Annotated in this window: 20 protein-coding genes; 10 read left to right on the top strand and 10 right to left on the bottom strand. The window is 50.8% G+C overall.

The window, feature by feature from the left end; all coding sequences use genetic code 11:
• The first annotated feature begins 87 nt into the window (after positions 1-87).
• Positions 88-327, top strand: a complete 240-nt coding sequence (locus EVX52_RS01170) for a DUF1289 domain-containing protein (RefSeq protein ID WP_129951693.1) — start codon at positions 88-90, stop codon at positions 325-327.
• 129 nt (positions 328-456) lie between these two features.
• Positions 457-1353, top strand: a complete 897-nt coding sequence (locus EVX52_RS01165) for an aldo/keto reductase family oxidoreductase (RefSeq protein WP_129990429.1) — start codon at positions 457-459, stop codon at positions 1351-1353.
• Positions 1354-1358: 5 nt separating this feature from the next.
• On the opposite strand, the gene EVX52_RS01160 is transcribed toward EVX52_RS01165, so the two are convergent.
• Genes EVX52_RS01160 through EVX52_RS01150 form a run of 3 tightly spaced genes read right to left on the bottom strand, consistent with a single transcriptional unit; the run spans position 1359 to position 4494 of the window.
• Complete coding sequence (locus EVX52_RS01160) at positions 1359-3401, bottom strand: FUSC family protein (protein ID WP_129990428.1); 2043 nt, start codon at positions 3399-3401, stop codon at positions 1359-1361.
• A 9-nt stretch (positions 3402-3410) separates the two neighbouring features.
• Complete coding sequence (locus EVX52_RS01155) at positions 3411-4268, bottom strand: HlyD family secretion protein (protein WP_129951690.1); 858 nt, start codon at positions 4266-4268, stop codon at positions 3411-3413.
• A 1-nt stretch (position 4269) separates the two neighbouring features.
• A complete protein-coding gene (locus tag EVX52_RS01150; protein ID WP_129952130.1) occupies positions 4270-4494 on the bottom strand; it encodes a DUF1656 domain-containing protein in 225 nt (74 codons plus the stop codon).
• 194 nt (positions 4495-4688) lie between these two features.
• Between EVX52_RS01150 and slyA the strand changes: the two genes are divergently transcribed.
• Positions 4689-5123 carry a transcriptional regulator SlyA gene (gene slyA / locus EVX52_RS01145; RefSeq protein ID WP_129951689.1) on the top strand — a complete coding sequence of 145 codons (435 nt, stop codon included), beginning with the start codon at positions 4689-4691 and terminating at the stop codon, positions 5121-5123.
• 111 nt (positions 5124-5234) lie between these two features.
• Here the strand turns inward: slyA and EVX52_RS01140 are convergent, their stop codons facing one another.
• Positions 5235-5705, bottom strand: coding sequence for a glycine zipper 2TM domain-containing protein (locus EVX52_RS01140; protein WP_129951688.1), 471 nt, complete (start codon positions 5703-5705; stop codon positions 5235-5237).
• 396 nt (positions 5706-6101) lie between these two features.
• On the opposite strand from EVX52_RS01140, the gene anmK reads away from it, so the two are divergent.
• The 5 genes from anmK (at position 6102) to pdxY (ending at position 10911) form a co-directional block, all read left to right on the top strand.
• The gene (gene anmK / locus EVX52_RS01135; protein WP_129990427.1) at positions 6102-7220 is read left to right on the top strand and encodes an anhydro-N-acetylmuramic acid kinase; all 1119 of its coding nucleotides are present in this window, start codon (positions 6102-6104) and stop codon (positions 7218-7220) included.
• Positions 7221-7304: 84 nt separating this feature from the next.
• Entirely contained in the window at positions 7305-7616 is a 312-nt protein-coding gene (locus EVX52_RS01130) for an MliC family protein (protein ID WP_129990426.1), read from the top strand.
• 228 nt (positions 7617-7844) lie between these two features.
• On the top strand, positions 7845-8510 hold the full coding sequence (gene pdxH, locus EVX52_RS01125; protein ID WP_129951685.1) for a pyridoxamine 5'-phosphate oxidase: 666 nt from the start codon (positions 7845-7847) through the stop codon (positions 8508-8510).
• A 162-nt stretch (positions 8511-8672) separates the two neighbouring features.
• The gene (tyrS, locus tag EVX52_RS01120) at positions 8673-9947 is read left to right on the top strand and encodes a tyrosine--tRNA ligase (RefSeq protein WP_129951684.1); all 1275 of its coding nucleotides are present in this window, start codon (positions 8673-8675) and stop codon (positions 9945-9947) included.
• Between the two features lie 103 nt (positions 9948-10050).
• Complete coding sequence (pdxY, locus tag EVX52_RS01115) at positions 10051-10911, top strand: pyridoxal kinase PdxY (RefSeq protein WP_129951683.1); 861 nt, start codon at positions 10051-10053, stop codon at positions 10909-10911.
• A gap of 91 nt (positions 10912-11002) precedes the next feature.
• Here the strand turns inward: pdxY and gstA are convergent, their stop codons facing one another.
• The 4 genes from gstA to EVX52_RS01095 form a co-directional block, all read right to left on the bottom strand.
• On the bottom strand, positions 11003-11608 hold the full coding sequence (gene gstA, locus EVX52_RS01110) for a glutathione transferase GstA (protein WP_129951682.1): 606 nt from the start codon (positions 11606-11608) through the stop codon (positions 11003-11005).
• Between the two features lie 168 nt (positions 11609-11776).
• Positions 11777-12643: a 4-hydroxy-tetrahydrodipicolinate synthase gene (gene dapA, locus EVX52_RS01105; protein WP_129951681.1), complete on the bottom strand. Its 867-nt coding sequence runs from the start codon at positions 12641-12643 to the stop codon at positions 11777-11779.
• A gap of 109 nt (positions 12644-12752) precedes the next feature.
• Positions 12753-14441 carry a bifunctional diguanylate cyclase/phosphodiesterase gene (locus EVX52_RS01100; RefSeq protein ID WP_129951680.1) on the bottom strand — a complete coding sequence of 563 codons (1689 nt, stop codon included), beginning with the start codon at positions 14439-14441 and terminating at the stop codon, positions 12753-12755.
• 567 nt (positions 14442-15008) lie between these two features.
• The gene (locus EVX52_RS01095) at positions 15009-15278 is read right to left on the bottom strand and encodes a hypothetical protein (RefSeq protein ID WP_129951679.1); all 270 of its coding nucleotides are present in this window, start codon (positions 15276-15278) and stop codon (positions 15009-15011) included.
• A gap of 304 nt (positions 15279-15582) precedes the next feature.
• Here EVX52_RS01095 and EVX52_RS01090 point away from each other — a divergent pair, with 304 nt between their 5' ends.
• Both EVX52_RS01090 and EVX52_RS01085 read left to right on the top strand, forming a co-directional pair.
• Positions 15583-16614: an AraC family transcriptional regulator gene (locus tag EVX52_RS01090; protein ID WP_129951678.1), complete on the top strand. Its 1032-nt coding sequence runs from the start codon at positions 15583-15585 to the stop codon at positions 16612-16614.
• 164 nt (positions 16615-16778) lie between these two features.
• Entirely contained in the window at positions 16779-18674 is a 1896-nt protein-coding gene (locus EVX52_RS01085; RefSeq protein ID WP_129951677.1) for a diguanylate cyclase domain-containing protein, read from the top strand.
• A 99-nt stretch (positions 18675-18773) separates the two neighbouring features.
• Here the strand turns inward: EVX52_RS01085 and dtpA are convergent, their stop codons facing one another.
• A complete protein-coding gene (dtpA, locus tag EVX52_RS01080; protein ID WP_129951676.1) occupies positions 18774-20285 on the bottom strand; it encodes a dipeptide/tripeptide permease DtpA in 1512 nt (503 codons plus the stop codon).
• A 577-nt stretch (positions 20286-20862) separates the two neighbouring features.
• On the bottom strand, positions 20863-22065 hold the full coding sequence (locus tag EVX52_RS01075) for a peroxidase-related enzyme (protein WP_129990425.1): 1203 nt from the start codon (positions 22063-22065) through the stop codon (positions 20863-20865).
• Positions 22066-22232: the final 167 nt, after the last annotated feature.

Here is a 22232-nt window from a genome sequence, read left to right as displayed (position 1 = left end):
AAGGATGAAACATTGAGGCGCAAATCAACTTGCGGGATAGCAGGAAAGCGTCTTGAATAAATATTCACCGTTATTTGCGGAGGGCATGTGGCTCAGCAACTCGAATTTTTTGACATCCCCAGTCCATGCCGTGGCATTTGTCAGGCGGATGAACGCGGATATTGCCGCGGCTGTCTGCGCAGCCGCGAGGAGCGTTTCGGCTGGATGAAAATGACTGACGCAGAAAAACGCCATGTGCTGCGGTTATGTCAGCAACGCCTGCTGCGCCAGCAACGCACAGGAAAACAACCGGACGAATCCTCACCGGAGCAACCAGAGTTGTTCTGATTTCACCTGTCTTTTACCGTTGTCGTGACGGCGGTCCGCTTCTTTACTATTCTTGCGCATCGCATCAATACAGCGCCACAGGCGTTGTGTATTCTGTGGGTCGAAAATCAAAAACATAAGGGATTTATAATGCAAGCACGTACCCCGATTTCTCCGCAAGGGCCGGTATTCTCCACGCTGATTTGTGGTTACTGGCGACTGATGGAATGGAACATGACGCCGCAGCAGGTTCTGGCGTTCATGGAACAGCACATTGAGATGGGCATTACAACGGCCGATCATGCAGACATTTATGGCGGCTATCAGTGCGAAGCGGCATTCGGTGAGGCATTGCGCCTTAAACCCTCTTTGCGGGAACAAATGCAACTGGTCAGTAAATGCGGTATCGCCACCACGGCAGACCCCGACAACAAAATTGGCCATTACATTACGGATACGCAGTACATCGTGGGGCAGGCGGAGAAATCATTGCGCAATCTGCGTACCGATTATCTGGATTTATTACTGATCCACCGTCCGGATCCGCTGATGGATGCGGATGAAGTCGCCGGAGCGTTTACGCAGTTGCACAAAAGCGGCAAAGTAAAACATTTCGGTGTGTCTAACTTCACCCCGGCGCAGTTCAGCCTGTTGCAGTCGCGTCTGCCCTTTTCGCTGGTGACTAATCAGATAGAAATTTCCCCAATCCATCAGCCGGCCATCCTTGACGGCACGTTGGATCTTTGCCAGCAGTTGCGTATCAGACCGATGGCCTGGTCCTGTCTGGGGGGCGGGCGTTTGTTTAGCGAGACGCAATTCCAGCCGCTGCGTGAGGAACTTCAGGCTGTTGCGAATGAAATGGGTGCAGACACCATTGAACAGGTGGTTTACGCCTGGGTCATGCGCCTGCCGTCTCAGCCGCTGCCGATCATCGGCTCGGGTAAAATTGAGCGTGTTCAGTCAGCGCTGAAGTCATTGTCTCTGGAAATGACCCGTCAGCAATGGTTCCGTATTCGTAAAGCAGCATTAGGATTTGATGTTCCTTAACGCCTTTACGCGGGTTTTGTGGTACTGACCGCCGGGCCGTCTTCTGTTGAGATGGCCTGTTGTAATTGTGAAAGCGAGCAGTATAAACGCCAGATCACGCCCGCCAGTTCACGCGCCGCAGGTTCCGGATGGTGCGCCAGTGAATTGCTCATCCGCATGAGTTCAGCCAGTGTGGCGTCAAGATTTTCATGGCTGACGCCGCGCTCTGTCATAACCCCTTTCAGACAATGAATACACACGTCCCGTACCGCAGACAGGGGATCTGAACGGGTTTCCCATTCGCGCAACTGCCAGACAATGTGGCTGCAATTGAGCAGCACCACACCCCAGCGTAATAACCAGGTTCGCGAGATGTGATCTTTACTTTGATTGAGCTGGTTCATCCGGTGATAAATCAGGGATTCGAACTGAAAATGGCTCAGCGAGGGTCTGCGGCTAAGCTGATCCATAAAATCACGACGCAGGGCGCGAATAATGCGGCGGCTTTTACGCTTATCAGAGCTTGGCCTTAACACCTGGAAGGCAATCCCTGCCAGCATGACACCGGCAATTTTTGCCACGCCGTCATTCATAAAGGACTGATAGTCATACTCCGGCGGGTTTGTAACCGCTAAAAATGATCCCATAAATACAATCATCTGCCCCCATAAACCTGCATATTGTTTGTATTGAAGTTTCATCATCTGCATCGTCACCAACATCGGCAGGAAGAAGGCGCAGAACACCCAAAAATTGTCGATTTGTACCATCAGCCCGAACTTCAGCAGGAAACAGCCAGCAAACAATAATCCCAGTGATTTTATTAACAGAGTGACGCTGCTGATCGGTGAGGCCGTAGAGGAATAAAGTACGCAGCTGACGGCAGTCAGCGCCACCGCACCGGCACCGGCATCCCATTGTGTCGTCATCCAGAATGCGCAACCGGTCACAATACACAAAAACGTCCGCAGCCCGTTATACGCAGCTTCGAGGGTATCGGTGTGTTGGGCAAGGCGGCTGATTTTCGGTGTCTGTAGTGTTTCGGCTTCTGCCACGTTGGCATGTTCCACCCGCTGTAACCAACGTTCGCTGCGAAGATACAACCAGCAAAAATCGCGTAAACGTAGCCAGAAAGCCTGATGGCGGAAGTCAGCAGTATCATACGGCTGAATATGCAGCAAAATTCTGGACAGCTGGTACTTATCCGTATCCGGTTTACGCAGTTCATTAAGCAAAACGGCCAGTACCTCCTGTAAGTTTTCAGGAGGATGGGGCCAGTTCAGCAGCATCCGGCGCAGGCTGGAAATGTAGCTGGTCATGCGTAATTGCTGATGCAGCAGATAATTGAGCACATTATTTTGGCGGCGCAGGCGGTAATGGCTCCAGAATGCCTGAATACGTAAAAGATTCATGGTCAGGATTTGTCCGATCACCCCTTCATGGGATGTTCTGATCTGATCAGAAATTTCTGTCCGCCACAGCAATTGCGCATGCTCAAGCAACTGAGTATGCATTTTGCGCAGCGAGGTGAGCAGGGCGTCGCCGTCGGAGGTGCTGGGCAGCACCATCATCATAAAACCACCGCACAAAATACCGGTGATAACTTCACCGACACGCGCCTGTGCGATATCAAAAATTTGTGTCGTATCGGTGACGTCTACGGTGGAGAACGCGATGATGGCTGCCGTGTAACCCGCCAGCGCAAAAGCATATGAGACATTGTTCTGATAATGATTGGAGACATACGTACAAATCCCCAGCCATGCGGCAATGGAAAACGTGAAGAGCCAGGGTTCATTCAGACAATGTCCGGCAATAAACACCGCGCCCGCCGCGCCCAGCAGGCTGCCAATGATCCGCCCGATACTTTTACTGATAACGCCACCCACGGTTGGGAAACTCACCACCGCCGCCGAGGTCAGGGCCCAGTAAGGCTCGTCCATCTGAAATTCAAAAGCGATATAAAGCGCAAGTATCATTGCGATGGAGTTACGCAGGGCGTAGCGCCATTGTCCCCATGTGGCTTTTCCCCACGGGGTATTTTTCCATTCCAGCCAGGAAAGATTCACTGCGCAGCCTTAATTGCGAATCGAAATGGTACAGGTCGTACCGGCAACCAGCACTTCATGTTCCGGCACATTTTCAAGTTTAATCCGAACGGGCACACGCTGTGCCAGACGTACCCATGGCACGTTCGGTTTCACATTCATCAGCAAATCTTCAGGGGTATCGAGACTCTGGTCATAAATAGCCCGCCCAATACTTTCGACCCGCCCCTGCAAAGGAATATTACCGTTAAATAACGTGATATCCGCCACGTTGCCTTCGCGAATATTTTTGAGTTTTGTTTCTTCGAAATATCCCAGAATGTAGAAAGAATGAATATCCACCAGCCCGACCAGAGGCGTTCCGGACGTGGCATAGTCTCCGCGGCGGGTTTGCAGATTGGTGATATAACCGTCGGCCGGTGCAACAAGAGTGGTTTTACTCAGGTTCCATTTGGCCTGTTCTAATGACGCCTGCGCCGCCTGATAAGCCGCCTGCATGGCTTTGGCGTTGATATTGGATTCATCAAGCGATTCGGCGGAAATAACATTGGTGCCAAGCCCTCTGCGACGCCGGGCTTCGTGACTGGCTTTGGCCAGGTCGGCCGCGGCTTTAGCTACCGCAGCTTCGGCATTATCTACCGCGATTTTAAAAGGCACAGGATCCAGACTGAACAGCGGATCTCCACTTTTAACAAACTGGTTATCATGGATATTTATTTCAATAATGCGCCCGGACACTTCCGGCGTGATATTGACAATCTCTGCACGGACTTTGCCGTCACGCGTCCAGGGTGATTGCATATAATAATTCCACATCCACCAGCCTGCGCAAATGGCGACCGCGAAAACCAGTACGGTAGAGAAGTATTTCAGTGTCTTAAATTTCATTTCAGAGGGTCACCATCAGCATCAGGGCGGCACAAATAGAGATCACAAAAAGAGATAAATCCATCAGAGTGGGATGCCAGACTTCACCGGAATAAATCCAGTCACGCAGCAGGCGATGTATCAAAAGCCAGAACACTAACCCCAGTAAAAATGCTTTGAACATCGGGGGGAAATAAAGTGAGGCACCCAGGACCAGATCCGGTAGCGGGAAGCCTGAGTGAAACATTTGCGCATTCACAATATTAATCTCTGCCGGTGATTGTGTTATAAACAAGCTTACCTTTGGAAGCAAAGACGCTGCTTCCGGATGCAATAGTACCTATCATTATATATAGAATTGTAATTTCTCGATTAATGTTCCTAAAACTAAGCTAAACTCTGGGGAGTTATCTTAGCATGCTAATTATAAGGAGGGGATAATTGGAATCGAATCTGGGATCAGATCTCGCACGATTAGTTCGTGCCTGGCGTGCGTTGATTGACGATCGGCTAAAACCGTTGGAACTCACGCAAACACATTGGGTAACACTTCATAATATCAATATGTTACCTCCGGAGCAGTCTCAGATTCAGCTGGCGAAAGCCATTGGAATTGAGCAACCGTCTCTGGTCCGTACACTCGATCAGCTGGAAGAAAAGAAGCTGATTACCCGTCAGACTTGTGCGAGTGATCGCCGTGCCAAGCGTATCAGGCTGACTGAAGAAGCCGCGCCGATCATCAATGAAATGGAATCCGTTATTGATTCCACACGTAAAGAAATTTTATCCGGCATGTCTTCTTCCGAAATCGAACTGCTGGGCGGAATGTTGTCCCGGCTGGAAAAAAATATTGCTTCCCTGCAAAGCAAATCATAAAAATCGATTTTTTATTACGTCACACAGCGTTGTTTTTGATCGGACTGAAAAGAATTACCCATAAAAAAACCGAAGCCAGTGGCTTCGGTTTTTGCATTGAGGCTGTAAAAATCAGGCGCCAGGGGACACCGTAATGGTGCTGCCGCTGCTGGCCATGCTCACACGCTGGCCGACGCTGAATTTGGTTGGACCGGCTTTCTGAACCACCTGAATGGTTGTACCGTCATCACGACGAATTTGCAGTTCTACACCGTTAGAACGGTTAAGCGAACTTTGCACCCCCTGACCTGCTACGCCACCGGCGACTGCTCCTGCCGCAGTTGCCAGACTACGGCCGGTACCACCACCGACGGTATTGCCCAGGAACCCGCCTAATACAGCCCCTCCGAGCGCACCAACGATATTTGAATCATCTCCTCCCTGGATTTGCACTGCACGGGTGGACACGATGGTACCGTAGGTCACTTGTTGAATTTGCTTCGCCTGGGATGCGGAGTAAACATCGCCGGACAGAGAGTTATCACTGACGCAGCCAGCAAGGGAAACGCCGGCAAGTCCGATGACGAGTAAACGCTTAATCATAAATAGCTCCTTTATTATGCTGCTGCACACGTTTCAGAGTAGCGGCACCAACAGAGAAAAAACAGTACACAAGTTCAACATCAGTGTCGAAGGTGTCATATAACATATTTGTTTCACTTTCACCTAGTATACAGAAGGCCTGTTCAACTAATAATAAACGCAGGTTTACGTTTTAGACAGCGAATGGCTCAATCAAAATACCGGCATGTCATGTTGTTATTGGTGGCTTTTAGTACACAGATATTTTCAGTGATAAAAAACGTAACAAGAAAAACACGAAGTCATCACACGCTGTAATAAAAATTCAGTTACACATGGCGCTGCCCTTCAAATACCGATTACTCTGTGGTGATTACTTTGTCTGACAATTTTCCCGGAGAGTTAAGGATGTTATCTATGAAGTCAGGTCGTTATATCGGTGTGATGTCCGGCACCAGTCTGGACGGTGTTGACGTGGTGCTGGCCGCCATAGATGAGCACATGGTCGCGCAGCAGGCCAGCTATTCACATCCTATTCCTCTTACGTTGAAAAACGCCATCCTTGGCATGTGTCAGGGGCAACAGGTCACGCTTGAGCAGGTCGGGACGCTGGATACCCAGTTGGGAATTTTGTTCGGTGAAGCGGTTTTAGGTCTGCTGAAAAGCGCCAAAGTCTCGCCGGAAGAAGTGACTGCCATTGGTTGCCATGGGCAAACGGTCTGGCATCAGCCAAAAGGGGAGGCGACCTTTTCCATGCAGCTGGGGGATAATAACCGTATTGCAGCCATGACCGGCATTACTACCGTGGGCGATTTTCGTCGCAGGGATATGGCATGGGGCGGGCAGGGTGCGCCTCTGGTGCCTGCTTTCCATCAGGCATTGCTGGCCGACCCGGCCGAGCGCCGTATGATCCTCAATATCGGTGGCATCGCCAACCTTTCAATGTTACTGCCGGGCCAGCCGGTGCGGGGTTATGACACCGGCCCCGGCAATATGCTGATGGACGCGTGGATCTGGCGCCATCTCGCCCAGCCCTATGATAAAGGGGCTGACTGGGCATATCAGGGGCGGGTGAACTTACGTTTGCTTCAGCAGATGCTGTCTGATCCTTACTTTGCCGAACCGGCACCGAAAAGTACCGGTCGTGAATACTTCAATATGGGATGGCTGGAAAAACAACTGGCGCGTGCTTGTGAAATCTCCCCGGCGGATGTGCAGGCGACGCTGGCCGAACTGACTGCGGTAAGTATCGCCGAGCAGGTGCAACTGGCCGGTGGATGCGACCGGCTGATGGTGTGCGGCGGTGGGGCGCGTAACCCGTTACTGATGGCGCGGCTCTCCGCCATGTTGCCGGGCACGGAAGTTTGCACCACCGATGCCTGTGGTATCAGCGGTGATGACATGGAAGCGCTGGCCTTTGCCTGGCTGGCATTCCGTACGTTATCGGGTCAGCCGGGGAATCTGCCATCGGTCACTGGCGCAAGTCGTGAAACCCTGCTTGGTGCGATTTATCCGGTTGTTTCAACCCGTCCCTGATGCGTTCTCGGTTTTATCTCAATGTGTTGCGTGCGCTGGCATGGTAAATAAAAGGGATAAATCAAGAGCACCCGGGAGCACCGAATGAAAAAGGCAATTATCGCGACGTTAGCAGGTCTGACCCTGGCAGGATGCAGCCAGTTCAGCCACCAGACCGAAAGTCCCACTGAAGAATTACACTACCAGTGCGGCACCTTACCGTTAACGGTTACGCTGGATAAACCGGCTAAGCAGGTCAATATGGTTCTCGATGGTGAACAGCTGAAACTGATACAGATTGACGCCGCTTCCGGCACGCAATACAGCGATGGCCGTTACACATTCTGGTCTAAAGGCGATCAGGCTTTTGTGCAGCGCGGTGAGAACGTCATCATCGACGATTGCGTTCAAAAATAAACCTATCCGTTATATTTCAGACTGCAGATGCGTTAGCCGCATTTCCTCACCCCGGTCACATAGTTATCTGTGCTCCCGGGGATCCCCACTTTGCCGCCTTGCTGCATTATCGTGGGCAGCGTCATTTTTGATAGCCTTCCTTTCTCTTCGCTGCATCAGGAACATTGAGATCCTGACGCGGCGGGTGCACAATGCGTTTACCTTCCTAAGATACGCAACTGAATCCATATGCCTGATAACAAAGAGTTTGATATTGCGGACTCGCGCCGCGAATACACCCGTGGCGGGCTGCGTCGTGCTGATTTAACCCCTGAACCCCTGCCTTTATTTGAACACTGGCTGAAACAGGCCTGCGATGCCCGTCTCGCTGACCCGACGGCGATGGTGGTAGCGACGGTTGATGAGCGCGGACAACCTTTCCAGCGCATTGTGCTGCTCAAGCACTACGACGAAAAAGGACTGGTATTTTACACCAATCTGGGCAGCCGTAAGGCGCAGCAACTGGCGAATAACTCGCGCATCAGCCTGTTATTCCCGTGGCACATGCTGGACCGTCAGGTCATTGTGCTCGGTCAGGCCGAACGTCTGTCGACGCTGGAAGTGATGAAGTATTTCACCAGCCGGCCGAAAGATAGCCAGATCGGCGCGTGGGTATCGCAGCAGTCCAGTCGTATTTCGGCGCGCGGTGTACTCGAAAGCAAATTCCTCGAACTGAAACAGAAATTCAGCAATGGGGAAGTGCCACTGCCAAGTTTCTGGGGTGGTTTTCGCGTCAAAGTGGATTCGATGGAGTTCTGGCAGGGCGGTGAACATCGTCTGCACGACCGGTTCATTTATCAGCGTGATGAAGCTGAGACAGAAACTGGCTGGAAAATAGACCGCCTCGCACCTTAACCACGAAAAAACACGCGATTCCCTAGCGCTCGGGCGACGAGCGCTTTATTCTATGTCGTTTCCCGTAAAGGTGAGAGAAAGGGCACATGCGCGGCATGATGTCAGACATGAATCTGCACACATTCAGTACCTATTTCTGAGTACAAACAAACGGAGTCTTTGATGGCGAGCAGCAACCTGATTAAACAATTGCAAGAGCGGGGCCTCATTGCCCAGGTGACGGATGAAGAAGCGTTAGCAGAGCGACTGGCGCAAGGGCCAATTGCACTCTATTGCGGTTTCGATCCTACCGCAGACAGCTTGCATTTGGGACATCTGGTGCCTTTGCTTTGCCTGAAACGCTTCCAGCTGAACGGCCACAAGCCTGTGGCGCTGGTGGGTGGCGCCACCGGTCTGATTGGCGACCCGAGCTTCAAAGCCACCGAGCGTAAGCTGAACACCAATGAAACCGTGAACGAGTGGGTGGAAAAAATCCGTCAGCAGGTTTCGCCGTTCCTGGATTTCAGCTGTGGCGATAACAGCGCTATCACTGCCAATAACTACGACTGGTTCGGCGGCATGAACGTGCTGACTTTCCTGCGTGATATCGGCAAACACTTCTCTGTTAACCAGATGATCAACAAAGAAGCGGTGAAACAGCGTCTGAACCGCGATGACAGCGGTATCTCCTTCACCGAATTCTCGTACAACCTGTTGCAGGGTTACGATTTTGCATCCCTTTACGATCTGCACAAAGTTGAGCTGCAAATCGGCGGTTCAGACCAGTGGGGCAACATCACGTCAGGTATCGATCTGACCCGTCGTCTGCACCAGAAACAAGTGTTCGGCCTGACCGTTCCGCTGATCACTAAATCTGATGGCACCAAATTCGGTAAGACCGAGGGCGGCGCAGTCTGGCTGGATCCGAAGAAAACCAGCCCGTACAAATTCTACCAGTTCTGGATCAACACCGCAGATGCCGACGTTTACCGCTTCCTGAAGTTCTTCACCTTCATGAGCATTGAAGACATCAATGCGCTGGAAGAAGAAGACAAAACCAGTGGCAAAGCGCCACGCGCGCAGTACGTTCTGGCCGAAGAAGTGACCGGTATGGTCCACGGTGCAGAAGGTCTGGCGGCTGCAAAACGCATCACGCAAAGCCTGTTCTCCGGCTCCCTGAGCGAAATGACAGAGGTCGACTTCGGCCAGCTGGCGCAGGATGGTCTGGAGCTGTTTGAAGTGCCACGCGATACGGATCTGCAACAGGCGCTGGTCATCGCCGGTATGGCACCGTCGAAAGGCCAGGCACGTACCCTGATTTCGTCTAACGCGGTTTCTGTAAACGGCGAAAAGCAGACGGATACAGAATACAGCTTCGCTGACAGTGACCGCCTGTTTGGTCGCTATACTTTGCTGCGTCGCGGTAAAAAGAACTACACACTGTTGCTCTGGGCATAAGCCTCCGGTCGGTAGAACGGGGGGCTGTGAGGCCTCCCGCTTTCGTTCACTGATATCAGTAATCCCGCCATCTCCCCGATGACGTTACAATCGGAAGTTCTTCATGAAAAGCATTCTTTCTATCCAGTCACATACGGTTTTCGGACACGCAGGTAACAGCGCGGCGGAGTTCCCTATGCGCCGTATGGGCGCAAACGTTTGGCCGCTGAATACTGTGCAGTTTTCTAATCATACGCAGTACGGACACTGGACCGGCTGCGTGATGCCGGCCGCCCATCTGACCGAAATCGCGCAGGGGATTGCAGAAATTGACCGTCTGAAGGATTGTGATGCGGTACTGAGCGGCTATATCGGTTCACCGGAGCAAGGACAAAGCATTCTTGAGATTGTCCGTCGGGTGAAGGCTGCGAATCCGGACGCCTGGTATTTTTGCGATCCGGTGATGGGACATCCTGAAAAGGGATGTATTGTGGCGCCGGGCGTTGCTGAGTTCCACTGCAACCAGGCGCTGGTTAACTGCGACATAATCGCCCCAAATCTGCTGGAACTTGAACTGCTGAGCGGCCACGCGGTGGCAAGCGTTGACGAAGCCGTCGCCACCGCGCGGGAGCTGATCAGCAAGGGCCCGAAAATTGTGCTGGTGAAACACCTGAGTCGTGCAGGCTATCACAGTGACCGATTTGAAATGCTGTTGGTGACTGCAGATGAAGCCTGGCATATTGACCGTCCGCTGGTTGATTTCGGTGTCCGTCAGCCGGTTGGCGTGGGCGATCTGACCAGTGGTTTATTGCTGGTGAATCTGCTCAAAGGTGAAGCACCAGATAAAGCGCTGGAGCATGTGACCGCTGCTGTTTATGAAGTCATGCTTGCCACGCATGCAATGGGTGAATACGAGCTGCAAATCGTGGCGGCGCAGGACAAAATGGTTAAACCTGAGCATCACTTCCCGGCGGTAAAACTGTAAGCACTGCCTGAACACCTCTTTTCCTGAATACACAAAAACGCCCCGTGCTGTTGCAGCCGGGGCGTTTTTTGTGATCACATCGCGAAAGCGATTATTTCAGGCCTTCAGCCGACAGCGCGGCATCAACAGCCGGACGTGCGGCAACGCGTTCGAGATAAGCATTCAGTTCAGTCAGTGCGCTCAGATCAAATTTCAGCGCTTTGGCCCAGCCCATCACGGTAAACAGGTAAGCATCTGCCACGCTGAAACGCGCACCCAGCAGGAAATGATTGTCTTTCAGGCAGGCATTCACGTAAGCAAATTTTTTGCTCAGTGCTTCGCGGGTTAATGTCTTGAACTCTTCCGGCGTTTTGGGATTAAACAATGGCGAGAAACCTTTATGCAGCTCAGTTGCAATGTAGTTCAGCCATTCCAGCGCGTGATAACGGGCCAGTGTACCGGCTTCCGGCATCAGCTGGCGGTCTGGTTTCTGGTCTGCCAGATACTGCACGATAGCCACACCTTCGGTCAGAATACTGCCATCATTGAGCAACAGAGTGGGGACCTGCCCCTTTGGATTCACTGCCAGAAAATCATCACCGGTTTCGGTTTTCCGGGTTGCCAGGTCCACTTTCTCAATGCTGAAGTCCAGACCCGCTTCACGCAAGACGATATGGGGGGAAAGGGAACACGCACCGGATTTATAATACAGTTTCATAAACACTCCATTGAATGGGCAACACATCTCACCCCGCAGTTTCATAGGGACGCAACAGGGCTATATAAAAACTGCTTCTATCCTAGAACCGGCGGGAGCAAAAGTCAGCGTTTTAATTGTGACAGTGCGTCCGGTGATTCATCTTCTGATGAACTCAACCGTCAGTTCTCAGCGCGAGTGCTGATTCAGAAAGTCCCGCACCGCCAGTTCAACATTTTCCGGTGCAGGCAGCATAGGAGAACGCAGTTCGTTATCCATTAACCCGTCCAGTGATAACGCGTATTTGATGGCCGCCGGATTGGGAGCAGAAAACATCAGCCGGATCATCGGCAGTAAGCTAAAGAAGGTTTTACGCGCCGCAGCCATATCCTGCTCTTTGAACTGCTTTATCAGCTGAACAAACTCCTCCGGGAAGATATGCGACGACGCGGCAATCGCCCCTTTACCGCCCAGGCTCAGGGTGGAAAATATCTGTACGTCTTCGCCACACAGCACGTCAAGTTCTCCGTCAGCAATCAGCGAAAGCGTCAGATCTATGCTCCCGCCGCAATCTTTGACGGCTGTAATACGGGGATGTTTGGCCAGCTGGCGGAATGTGTCCAGCTCCATCTGTACGCCGGTACGATAAGGAATATTGTAAAGCACCACCGGCACTGTGGCGTGATCTGCAATTTCCGTAAACCAGGCGACCAGCGCGGCCTGAGAGGGACGAATATAATAGGGCGCGGGGATCAGTAAACCGGCAACCGGACGGCGTAAAATCGCCTCCTGCATTTCACGGATAACGGGCATATGCGTGCCTGATAGTCCCATGATCACCTGACGGGCTGGCACTACCTCCAGCACCGCATCCAGGACCTGCAGTTGTTCTTCTTTGGTGAGCATAGGGGCCTCACCGGTTGTACCACACACCACGACGCCGTCAACGCCCCGTTTGAGCAGCCGGGTGCACAATGATTTCAGCGCAGTAAAATCAATCTCACCCTGATGAAAAGGCGTGACCAGCGGGACCCAGATACCTGAAAACGATGACATGATGTGATTCCTTAAACGGCGTGATTTATCAGCCTCGGATCATGTCAGTAAAACAGGGACGAGCGCCAATTGAATGAATTAATAAGGTGTTTTGAGTTATCTATGGTGCTTATAAATCGTTGAGCCAGATACGGGATAACATGTTCATTTCATCGCTCAGTAAAGTTTTTAACACATCAACCGGCACGGGGCGGGAGAACAGATAGCCCTGGAGATGTGAGCAACCTGCTGATACTAAAAAGGATTTCTGCAACTGATTTTCGACGCCTTCGGCAATGACGTTGAGATGCATTTTATTACCAAGCTGGGATACGGCAGAAACGATCGCGGCGGTATCATTCACTTCTGTGACATATTGCACAAATGAACGGTCAATTTTCACGCTGTCTACCGAAATATCTTTCAGCAAACTGAGGCTGGAATAACCCGTACCGAAATCATCCAGCGAAACCTTAACCCCAACCTTACGTAATTTAGCGAGATGGCTGAGGCTGGTCTCGTTGGCATTCATGACGGACGTTTCGGTCAGTTCAAGTTCGAGTCGAGAAGGCGGGAAATCTTCCTCAGCCAAAACCGCCAGAATACGCGGCCCGAAATCCTGTTCACCGAGCTGAACGGCTGAAACATTGATCGCCAGATTAAGCCGCTCAAAATTTCTGATATCGCGACATGCCTGACGCAAAACGATTTCACCGAGCTGAATCACCAGCCCGGTTTCTTCGGCCAGAGCGATAAACTGTACCGGCGAGACCTGTCCGAGCACGCCGTGGTTCCAGCGTGCCAGCGCCTCAACGCAAACGACCTTCTCATCACGGCTGCGCAAAATAGGCTGATAAACGCAGGTCAGATCGCCTTCTCTGGCCAGCGACTCCGCCAGCGCTTTCACCATAATGCGTTTACTGACGCTGCTGGCATCAAGTAATTCAGAATAAAACGAAAACATATTTTTGCCGCGCTGCTTGGCTTCCAGCAGCGCCGTATTGCCGCGGCGCATGATCTCGCCGGCGGTAATATTCTCTGCGCCAAACATCACAATGCCGAATGAAATTGTCATCATCGGATTGGCCCGCGTCAGCGTAAACGGCTGGCGCATCATCACCAGTATTTCCAGCGCCAGATTATTGGCCATTTCACTGGTCGGACTATTGCGCAGAATAATCGAGAATTCATCGCCACCAATGCGCGAAACCGTTCCGCTGTTGCCGACTTCATTACGCAGACGCTGGCCGAATTCACAGAGAATGGCATCACCTGCCTGATAGCCATATGTGTCGTTGATGTAATTGAAGTCGTTGAGATTAAGCAGGAAGAGGGCGTGAGGTTCAGGGCGATACATGCGCTGGGCGGCAATCTGGCTAAGCTCCTCACTGAGCGCCGTCCGGTTGGGCAGGCCGGTCAATACGTCATGACGGGCAAGGTAGCGGATCTGCGCTTCTGAATTGCGCAAAAGCGAAATATCCATAATGGAGGTCAGAATGAAATGCCGTGCCTCCAGCGTAACGCGCGATTTACGCACCAGCACATTGCGGCGGTTACCTGATGGGTCAACCAGCGTTTCTTCGTTGACCGTTTTTTCGCCGGTTTCCAGAACTTCGATATCGCGTTCACGCTGCCGTGCCGCTTGTTCAGGATCCGTAAAAAAAGAAACCTCCTGACCAATCAATTCTTCCCGTGAACGCCCATAAAATTCGCTGGCTTTCTGATTAAGGAATACCAGTTTACGCTCATTATCTTTAAGGACTGTTGCTTCGGGAAGCGCATCAAGAACTGCCTGGCATATCGCAATATCTGTAAGCATGAGTTAAATACCCCGGGCAGAAAATGAGTGTGATGTGGCACTGTATGTTAACCAGTAAACTCATAAGATTGTTTTTTCCAATTATTACTCACAATTGGATGAGAATATTACCGTTGTTTTTAAATTTTAAAATTCAATTGGTTATCACGCACTAAGTAAGGTATTCGATATATTATTCGGGTGAATAACGATCAACTTAGTTCAATGCGTTTTTTAGCGACGAATTTTAGCAGTTACAAAGCATGATCTGCCTGAATGAATAAGTGCGGGCTCGCATCCTGATCAGGTATCACCGGATGCCATACTGATACTGAGCGTTACCAGCATATTATGCTGCGAATTCAGGGCTAACCAACGCTGACAGAAGCAGGCGAAAATGTCGTCAGTTAAGATCCCGGAAAAATTCGCTGAGCAAGTGTGTCAGAAATAAGCGATGAAAGAATATTACAGGTATGCAGGCGGTTATTCTGAACAATCATGGGGACCGGACAGAGGCACTTTTATCCTATTGAGGAACGACTTTATAAACGGTGAAACGGAGAAATAAAAACAGCCTGGAATGAAGTATCAGAGATGCTTTTTAGTCCCAAATTTTTCATCCCATTCGCGTCGGTAACTGCGGGATTGTTTACGACCTTTCAGCCAGAGGAAAGTACACACTACACAGACGCCCGCTGAGAAAACAATGTTACGCATATCCTGATCATAAAAAATAACCAGCACACAGTCGAGAGCCGCCACAATCGCGAACCATTTATGCATGTGCGACTGCCTGCGGGTTTCTGCATTCATTCTTTTTAGCTGGCGTCCCTCATCCAGGACTTTTCTTTTTACCATCGCACGCCCCCGGTCTGAGTTGAGCCAATAATGTGACTGACAATTAATTAAGAATAGCAAACAGAAAACGGGTTTCTGCTGCGTAATATTAACTGATCCCGGAATTATTATCGCGAACAACATGTCAGTCTGATTCGTCAAATAGCACGGTTTACTGGCTGTTTTTGCACACTTTTAGAACGCCAGCACCCACTCAAAAATGGATTTTTTTTGGTGTAAAAGTATTACCAATTGCTGCTGAGGATTGATTTCACAGCCTGTAGTGGATTATCGTTTCGGAATTATCTTAATTTTCGGTGAGAAAATGGGCGATTCATCATCACGAAAGATCGTTGATAGTGCGAACATTTATCAGGATTTCGATACCCGTTTTTACGAATGGGAAGACGGAATGTCCAGCGCAGGTTTCAAACTTGAACTGCCCGATCGCCACCGGGAAGAGTTTGACTGGGGTGTCACCGGCTACAATTTCGGTCGGGTGATTGGCGGTGTGCTGACTGTCAGTGAGCATGATATCAACCGTCAGTACGGCAATCTGTTCTCAATGCCTGATCATATCGTCATTTTCATTGTGATCGTCGGCGGGATGGCGTGTCAGTGCTTCGGCGAGCGGTTCATGCTGAATCAGGGGGATATTCTGATCCAGGATATGTCCCAGCCGATTAAAATCCATGTGTATCCGGGCGAGCAGAAACCGCGTCTCGGTTCATATCAATACATTATTATGCCCAAGCACAGCCTGCATTTTAATGTTGATATCGCCTCGTTACACGGGAAGCGCATTCCTGCTGCCTCTCCGGTGAACATTATTCTGCGCAACCATTTTGCGACGATGGTGCAGGTTTTTGATCAGATGACCGAACAGGAAGTGCTGAGCACCGGTGAGGGCGCGGCGTCGGTATTCCTGCAAACCCTGCACCTGGTGGCGGGGAAAAAGGTGGAACATCCGTTTGAGCAAAGTGCACGTCTTGAGCGCATTTGTCTGTATATCGAAAAGCATCTCGGCAAACCGATCAGTATTGATATTCTGTGCAAAAATTTTGCTATTTCGCGCTCCGGGTTATATCGCCTGTTTGAACCGCTTGGTGGTATCGCGCAGTTTATTCGCAGCCGTCGGTTATTGCTGGCGAAGCGACTCCTGCGTACCTCTTCTATGTCTGATCAAAGTCTGGCTGCTATTGCGAGACAGTGTGGCCTGGAACTTAGCGCCTTACGTCGCTATTTCCATGAATTCTATGGCGCAACGCCTTCCGAAATGCGGGAGAAATTCCGCCGTGATGCTGAACAACTCGGGCAGATAGATGCCACCCATGTGAATTGGGTGGCTTCGCTTTAATGATCTGATTTGCCAATAATTGCTCAGAAAGTGTTAAATATTTACGTGTTTAGTGATCTGTCACTATTCTGATTTTTTCCTCCGCAGGGCGGAATCAGAGCCGTTTTTCCAGCCAAACGCGTAGACTCGGTGGAATAGTCATCAATAATCTTTGAGAGTGCATTATGTTATTCCCTCAACCGGCAGTTGATGAACCGGCTCGTCTTGCCATACTGGCTTCCCTGGGCATCCTGGATTCTCCCGGAATTGAGGAGATTGACCGTATTACCCGGATGGCTGCCCGGCAGTTTCAGGCTAAGGCTGTTGTAGTTTCATTGATTGACGCGGACCGGCAGTGGTTCCTTTCACACACCGGCGTTGACATTAAACAGTCTCACCGTGATATCTCATTTTGCGGTCATACCATTCTCGAATCCGGCCCGCTGATTGTCAGGGATGCCCGGCTCGATTTGCGCTTCCACGATAATCCGCTGGTCACCGGTAATCCCCATATCGTGTTTTATGCCGGTTGCGCCCTGCATTCGAAAGAAGGGGTGGCGCTGGGGGCATTATGTCTGGTTGATGACCGCCCCAGGGAATGGTGTGAGGAAGATCAGCAAACTTTGCTGGATATGACAGCGCTGGTTCAAAGTTATATTTTGCACCTCGAAAACCGGCAGTATACGGCGCGGGTAGAAGACAATCTGGCGAAAAGTGAAGCTTTGTTTGAACAGACATTTGCTCACGCTGCCGTTGGCTTCTCCTTAGTCGGACTCGACTGGCGCTGGCTGCGCATCAATCCGCAGGTATGCAATATGCTGGGATATGCCGAACATCAGTTGCGTGATTGTCTGTTGCAGGACGTGACCCATTGCGATGATCTTTATGCCGAAAACGTGCTGATTCCCCGTCTGCTTTCCGGTGAAATCAACAGCTTCAGCGTAGAAAAACTTTTACAGCGGGCGAACGGCAGTACGCTCTGGGTGACGCTGACGGCCTCACTGGTGCGTAATGTGACCGGCGAAGCCCATCACTACATTGTTGTTATCAGTGACATTACTGAGCGTAAACATATCGAACAGGCGCTGTATTCGCTGCAGGAGGATCTGGAACGCCGTGTGGCTGACCGCACGCATGAGTTACAGGTGACAATGGAACAGCTCCATCAGGAAATTGCGCGGCGTCTGACCCGTGAACAGGAGCTGACGGAAAGCAAAAAACGCCTCAGGGCCATCACTGATAATATCCCCGCGCTGATTTGCCATGTTGATGCGAATGAGCAATACACGTTTGTGAATCATTTCCACGCCAACTGGTATGGCGTCGAAGAGACACAGGTCTGCGGGAAGCAGGTCAGGGAGGTCGTGGGGGAGCACAGTTATGACAAGATTAAACCCTATATTCATCAGGTGTTGCAGGGCATGACGGTGAGTTACGAAATCGAATTGCCGGATTATTACCGCCATGGCAAAGGCGGCGTTTTGCATACCACGCTGATCCCTTGCGACGATATCCGTAATGGTTATTACGGCCTTTCAACCGATATCAGCGAAATAAAAGCGCTGCAGGCTCAGCTGGAATTTGAAGCAAATCACGACCCGCTGACCGGATTACCGAACCGGCGCGCCTTCCAGCAATCATTGAGTTATACCGCCGGACATCAGGAAAAAGCAGAAACCGACATCGCATTGCTCTTTTTGGATATTGATAATTTTAAAGTCTATAACGACACCTACGGGCACGAATTTGGTGATTTGATCCTGAAGTTTTTCGGTCATACCTTACGCGATAATCTGCGTTCGCAAGATATTGTGGCACGTCTGGCGGGAGATGAATTTACCGTTTTGCTGAGTCAGTTGAACAATACTGAAAATGACGTCAGCCGCATTTGCGTCAGTCTGATGAATGCATTGCACTCAATCGAGCATGTCGCAGGCGTCCCGGTGGCATTGTCTGCCAGTATCGGTGTGGCGATAGGCCGCGCACGCCAGCCTTTGCTGCCGGATACGCTGATGGCACGGGCCGATGCCGCGATGTACCGCGCAAAACAAAGTGGGAAAGGGCGATATTATTTAGGGTAAAAGTCTGTACAGATCGGCGTTTCTTAGGTTTGGATGATTATGTTGCAAAAACGCCTCCCGGAGGAGGCGTTGATAAACTATCGGCAGAGGCTTCTGTGTTTACTGAGCAGAAGCCAGTTCAGGTTGCTTCTCGTCAGTTTCGCGATCCAGCGTCATGCGGTGCAGTTTAGATGCAGTCACCAGCATCAGCACAGCAATCACAGCTGTCGCAATACCAATCTGCAGGAAGACGTGACTGTAAATGGCCAGTGAGGCATGGGCGTCATCAATGTCAGAAGGCACGGCTGTCAGGTTGGCAACATATCCTGCGATAATCGCCGCGGCTGCGGTGGTCAGGAACCAGGCACCCATGATGAAACCCATCAGACGCTGTGGAACCAGCTGAGCCACCATCGCCAGACCCAGGCCGGAAATCATCAGCTCGCCAATACTTTGCAGCGCGTAGCTCAGTACCAGCCAGTTTACTGACACGATGCCTTGCTCATTCGCCAGGCTCGCACCCCACGGCAGCACCAGGAACGCACCGGAACATAACACCATACCCATCGCAAACTTGTGTGGCATTGGCATGCGGTCGCCGACCTTGGTGTAGATAGCTGCGAGAACCGGGCTGGCCACCATGATCCAGAATGGATTCAGCGCCTGGAACTGCTCAGGCTGGAAGCTGATACCCAGCAGGTCGTGACCTACGTTGTGGATAGCGAAGAAGTTCAGCGACGTTGGCATCTGGCTGTACAGCACAAAGAACACCACCGCTTCCATCATCAGCAGGAACGCCACAATCATCTTCCGGCGTGCAATGCCTTGCATTGAGAAGGTTTCTTTTGCAAAGACAATAATGATACCCACGGAAACCACACCCAGAACCATACGTGCAATGGTTTGGTTATGCAGTAACCAGCTTGACAGGAATACCAGCGCCACGACCCCGGCCAGCACCATCAACAGTTTCTTGAATTGCAGCGGCGCGAAGTCTGGTTTCGAACCCTGACGTTTGACCCATTTGCGGCAGAACAGGAAGTTCACAATAGTGATCAACATACCCACCACGCTCAGGGAGAACGCGACGCTCCAGCCATACTTTGCAGCCAGCCACGGTGTTGCCAGCATGGAGAAGAATGAACCAATGTTCACCGACATGTAATACATGGTGAATGCGCCATCAAGACGCGGATCATCTTTTTCGTAGCAGGTAGAAAGCAATGAGGATGGATTTGCTTTAAACAAGCCACTGCCGACGGCGATAGTCGCCATACCCAGATAGACCCAGAAGATTTCGTGGCCGGAATAGGCAACGAATGAATAACCTAACGCCAGAACAATCGCTCCAAGCACGATCACGCGTTTTGAGCCCAGCACTTTATCACCCAGCCAGCCGCCGATAGCTACAAAGCCATACACAAGCGCACTGAATGAGGAGAACAGGGTGATGGAGTCGGCTTCACTCAGGCCAAGCATTTTGACCAGGTAAACCGCCATGATCCCTTGCAGGCCGTAGTAACCGAAACGTTCCCATAATTCGATGGAGAAGATCAGGTAAAACGCTTTTGGCTGTTTGAAGGCGTTAAGACTCACGCTTTCATTGTTTGGTGTTTTGTTTGCAGTTGACACTCGTACCTCTGTTTATTCCTTCCGGCCATAGAGGGCGGAAACGCATAAGTGGCGCGAAATAAGCACCCTTTGCATTGTTATAAGATGGGATGACGGCAAGTAATGTTCACTATCTTCGTAAATGTGGCAAGGAGTTTGACATATTCCGTTACATTTAACTTATCCGGCGTGATTAATCTGTGTTCGAAATGTTATGCAGAATTAATGTTTATGTTTTCTAAATAGGCAATATGAATATGTTGTATGAATTATAGTCTCTGTTTTTACATTGTCATTGTTTTACGATGAAATGATTAATCAGTTTTATCATCTGCCATGGAGTGAATAAATAGTGAATGTTTCTATGTTGACGGGGTTTATGAAGTGATTTGTGAATAAATAATTTACTGCTGGAGATCTACCCGCAACGCCGCACAGTGTAATGTGATCAGCTTCTCGTTTTAACACTAAATTTCCGATTGAAAATAAGATTAATACGACTTATGCCGGTTAGGTGGTGCAGGGGTTTACAATTGGCATCACCGGCAGGTGAATATCCTGCCGGAATGAGGGGGTACAAGGAGAGTAAAAAGGAGGACTATTGATTCAGGGTATCGCCCAGCGTCTGAATCAGCCGGTTTGACCAGCTGAACAGTGCCGTTGTCAGCAGAATATCCAGAGATTGTGTTGCTGAATACCCGGCATCAGACAAACCATGCAGCTGGCGCGCATCAAAACGTTCCGGCGTCCGTGTCAGGGTGACCACCGCCTCCAGCAAGGCAGTCTCTTTTTTGTCTTGCAGATTTTTCGACAGCGTATCGATGGCATCATCACGGTGATTTTCTGCGAATAAGTCATTAATCAGCCTCTCATTACCGCCCGCTTCGAGATACAAACGGCCGTGGATCCCGGCGCAATACAAACAACCGTTCAGCTGTGACGTGGTGACGGCAGCCAGCTCACGCCATGTAGCGACCGGATCCGCACCTGCCTGCATAATATTGTTAAATACTGCAGAAAATTCGCTCAGCGCGTCGGCATCATGTACCAGCAAAGTATAGAAAGACGAAGAGCGGGCATCAGGTGCGATTAAATCCAGCACATCCTGCTGATGCTGGCTGGCATCTTCCGGCACCACTTCAGGTAATCGTGACGTCCATTGCAACATTGCGAGTGAAAATCCTTTTTGCTCACATCCTTCCGGTGAAGGAAACCCCGGCAAGACGGCGGCAGCGCGTCCACGTAAACCATTAAGAACCGCCAGAACGCGCGCCTGATAGCTGACAAAGCCAATCAGCTGCGTAAAGGTCACGATATCGCGCGTGCTGAAACCGACATCATAAAGCTGATGCAACATCGGCACCGTAATCAGTGTTGGCTGGGTAGCTAGGAGTCGTGCGAACTGGGTAATGTGGGTCTGGCGGATGTTACTTTTACGGGAGGCATCAGGGCTGGGTAGCGGAGCGAGTCGGGCAGCGTAATGGCTACAGAGTATCTGTACGCCGGTAACCTGTGCCACTGTCAGAGCACTACTGAGACGGTCATACAATGATAGTGTTTCAGTACGCGAAACCTTCAGCGTGTCAGGAAACAGCACCTCATAACAGGTCCGGGATGCCCGAAGCAGTCGCTGGCGTTCATTAAGCAACTGGCGAAGCGTCGGGTCGAGCTGAGCATCAAGGCCCAGCAGAAAGCGATCCTGTACCAACGCAGCGTGGGGATCGAGCGGAAGATGACCATATTGGCTGGATTGTGTTTCATGATACCAGCCGCTGTGTGCGGCCTTGCGTTGTTGTTCCATGAACGGGTCCTTTCTTCAAGCCTGTTACTCAGGCAAATTATCAGACCCTATCGTTGCCGATACCGCTGTCGATATAAAATAATGTTAAGCGATAAATCATATCTAAAAGGAATAGAAGGGGGTGAATTTGCATAAAAAGAAAACGGTGACAGTTTCCTGACACCGTT

It is taken from the genome of Rahnella sp. CFA14(1/10) (assembly GCF_004195095.1).
In the GTDB taxonomy this organism is placed as follows: Bacteria; Pseudomonadota; Gammaproteobacteria; order Enterobacterales; family Enterobacteriaceae; genus Rahnella; species Rahnella perminowiae.
Note: the sequence above shows the minus strand (reverse complement) of the source record. Positions and strands in the feature narration are given on the sequence as shown.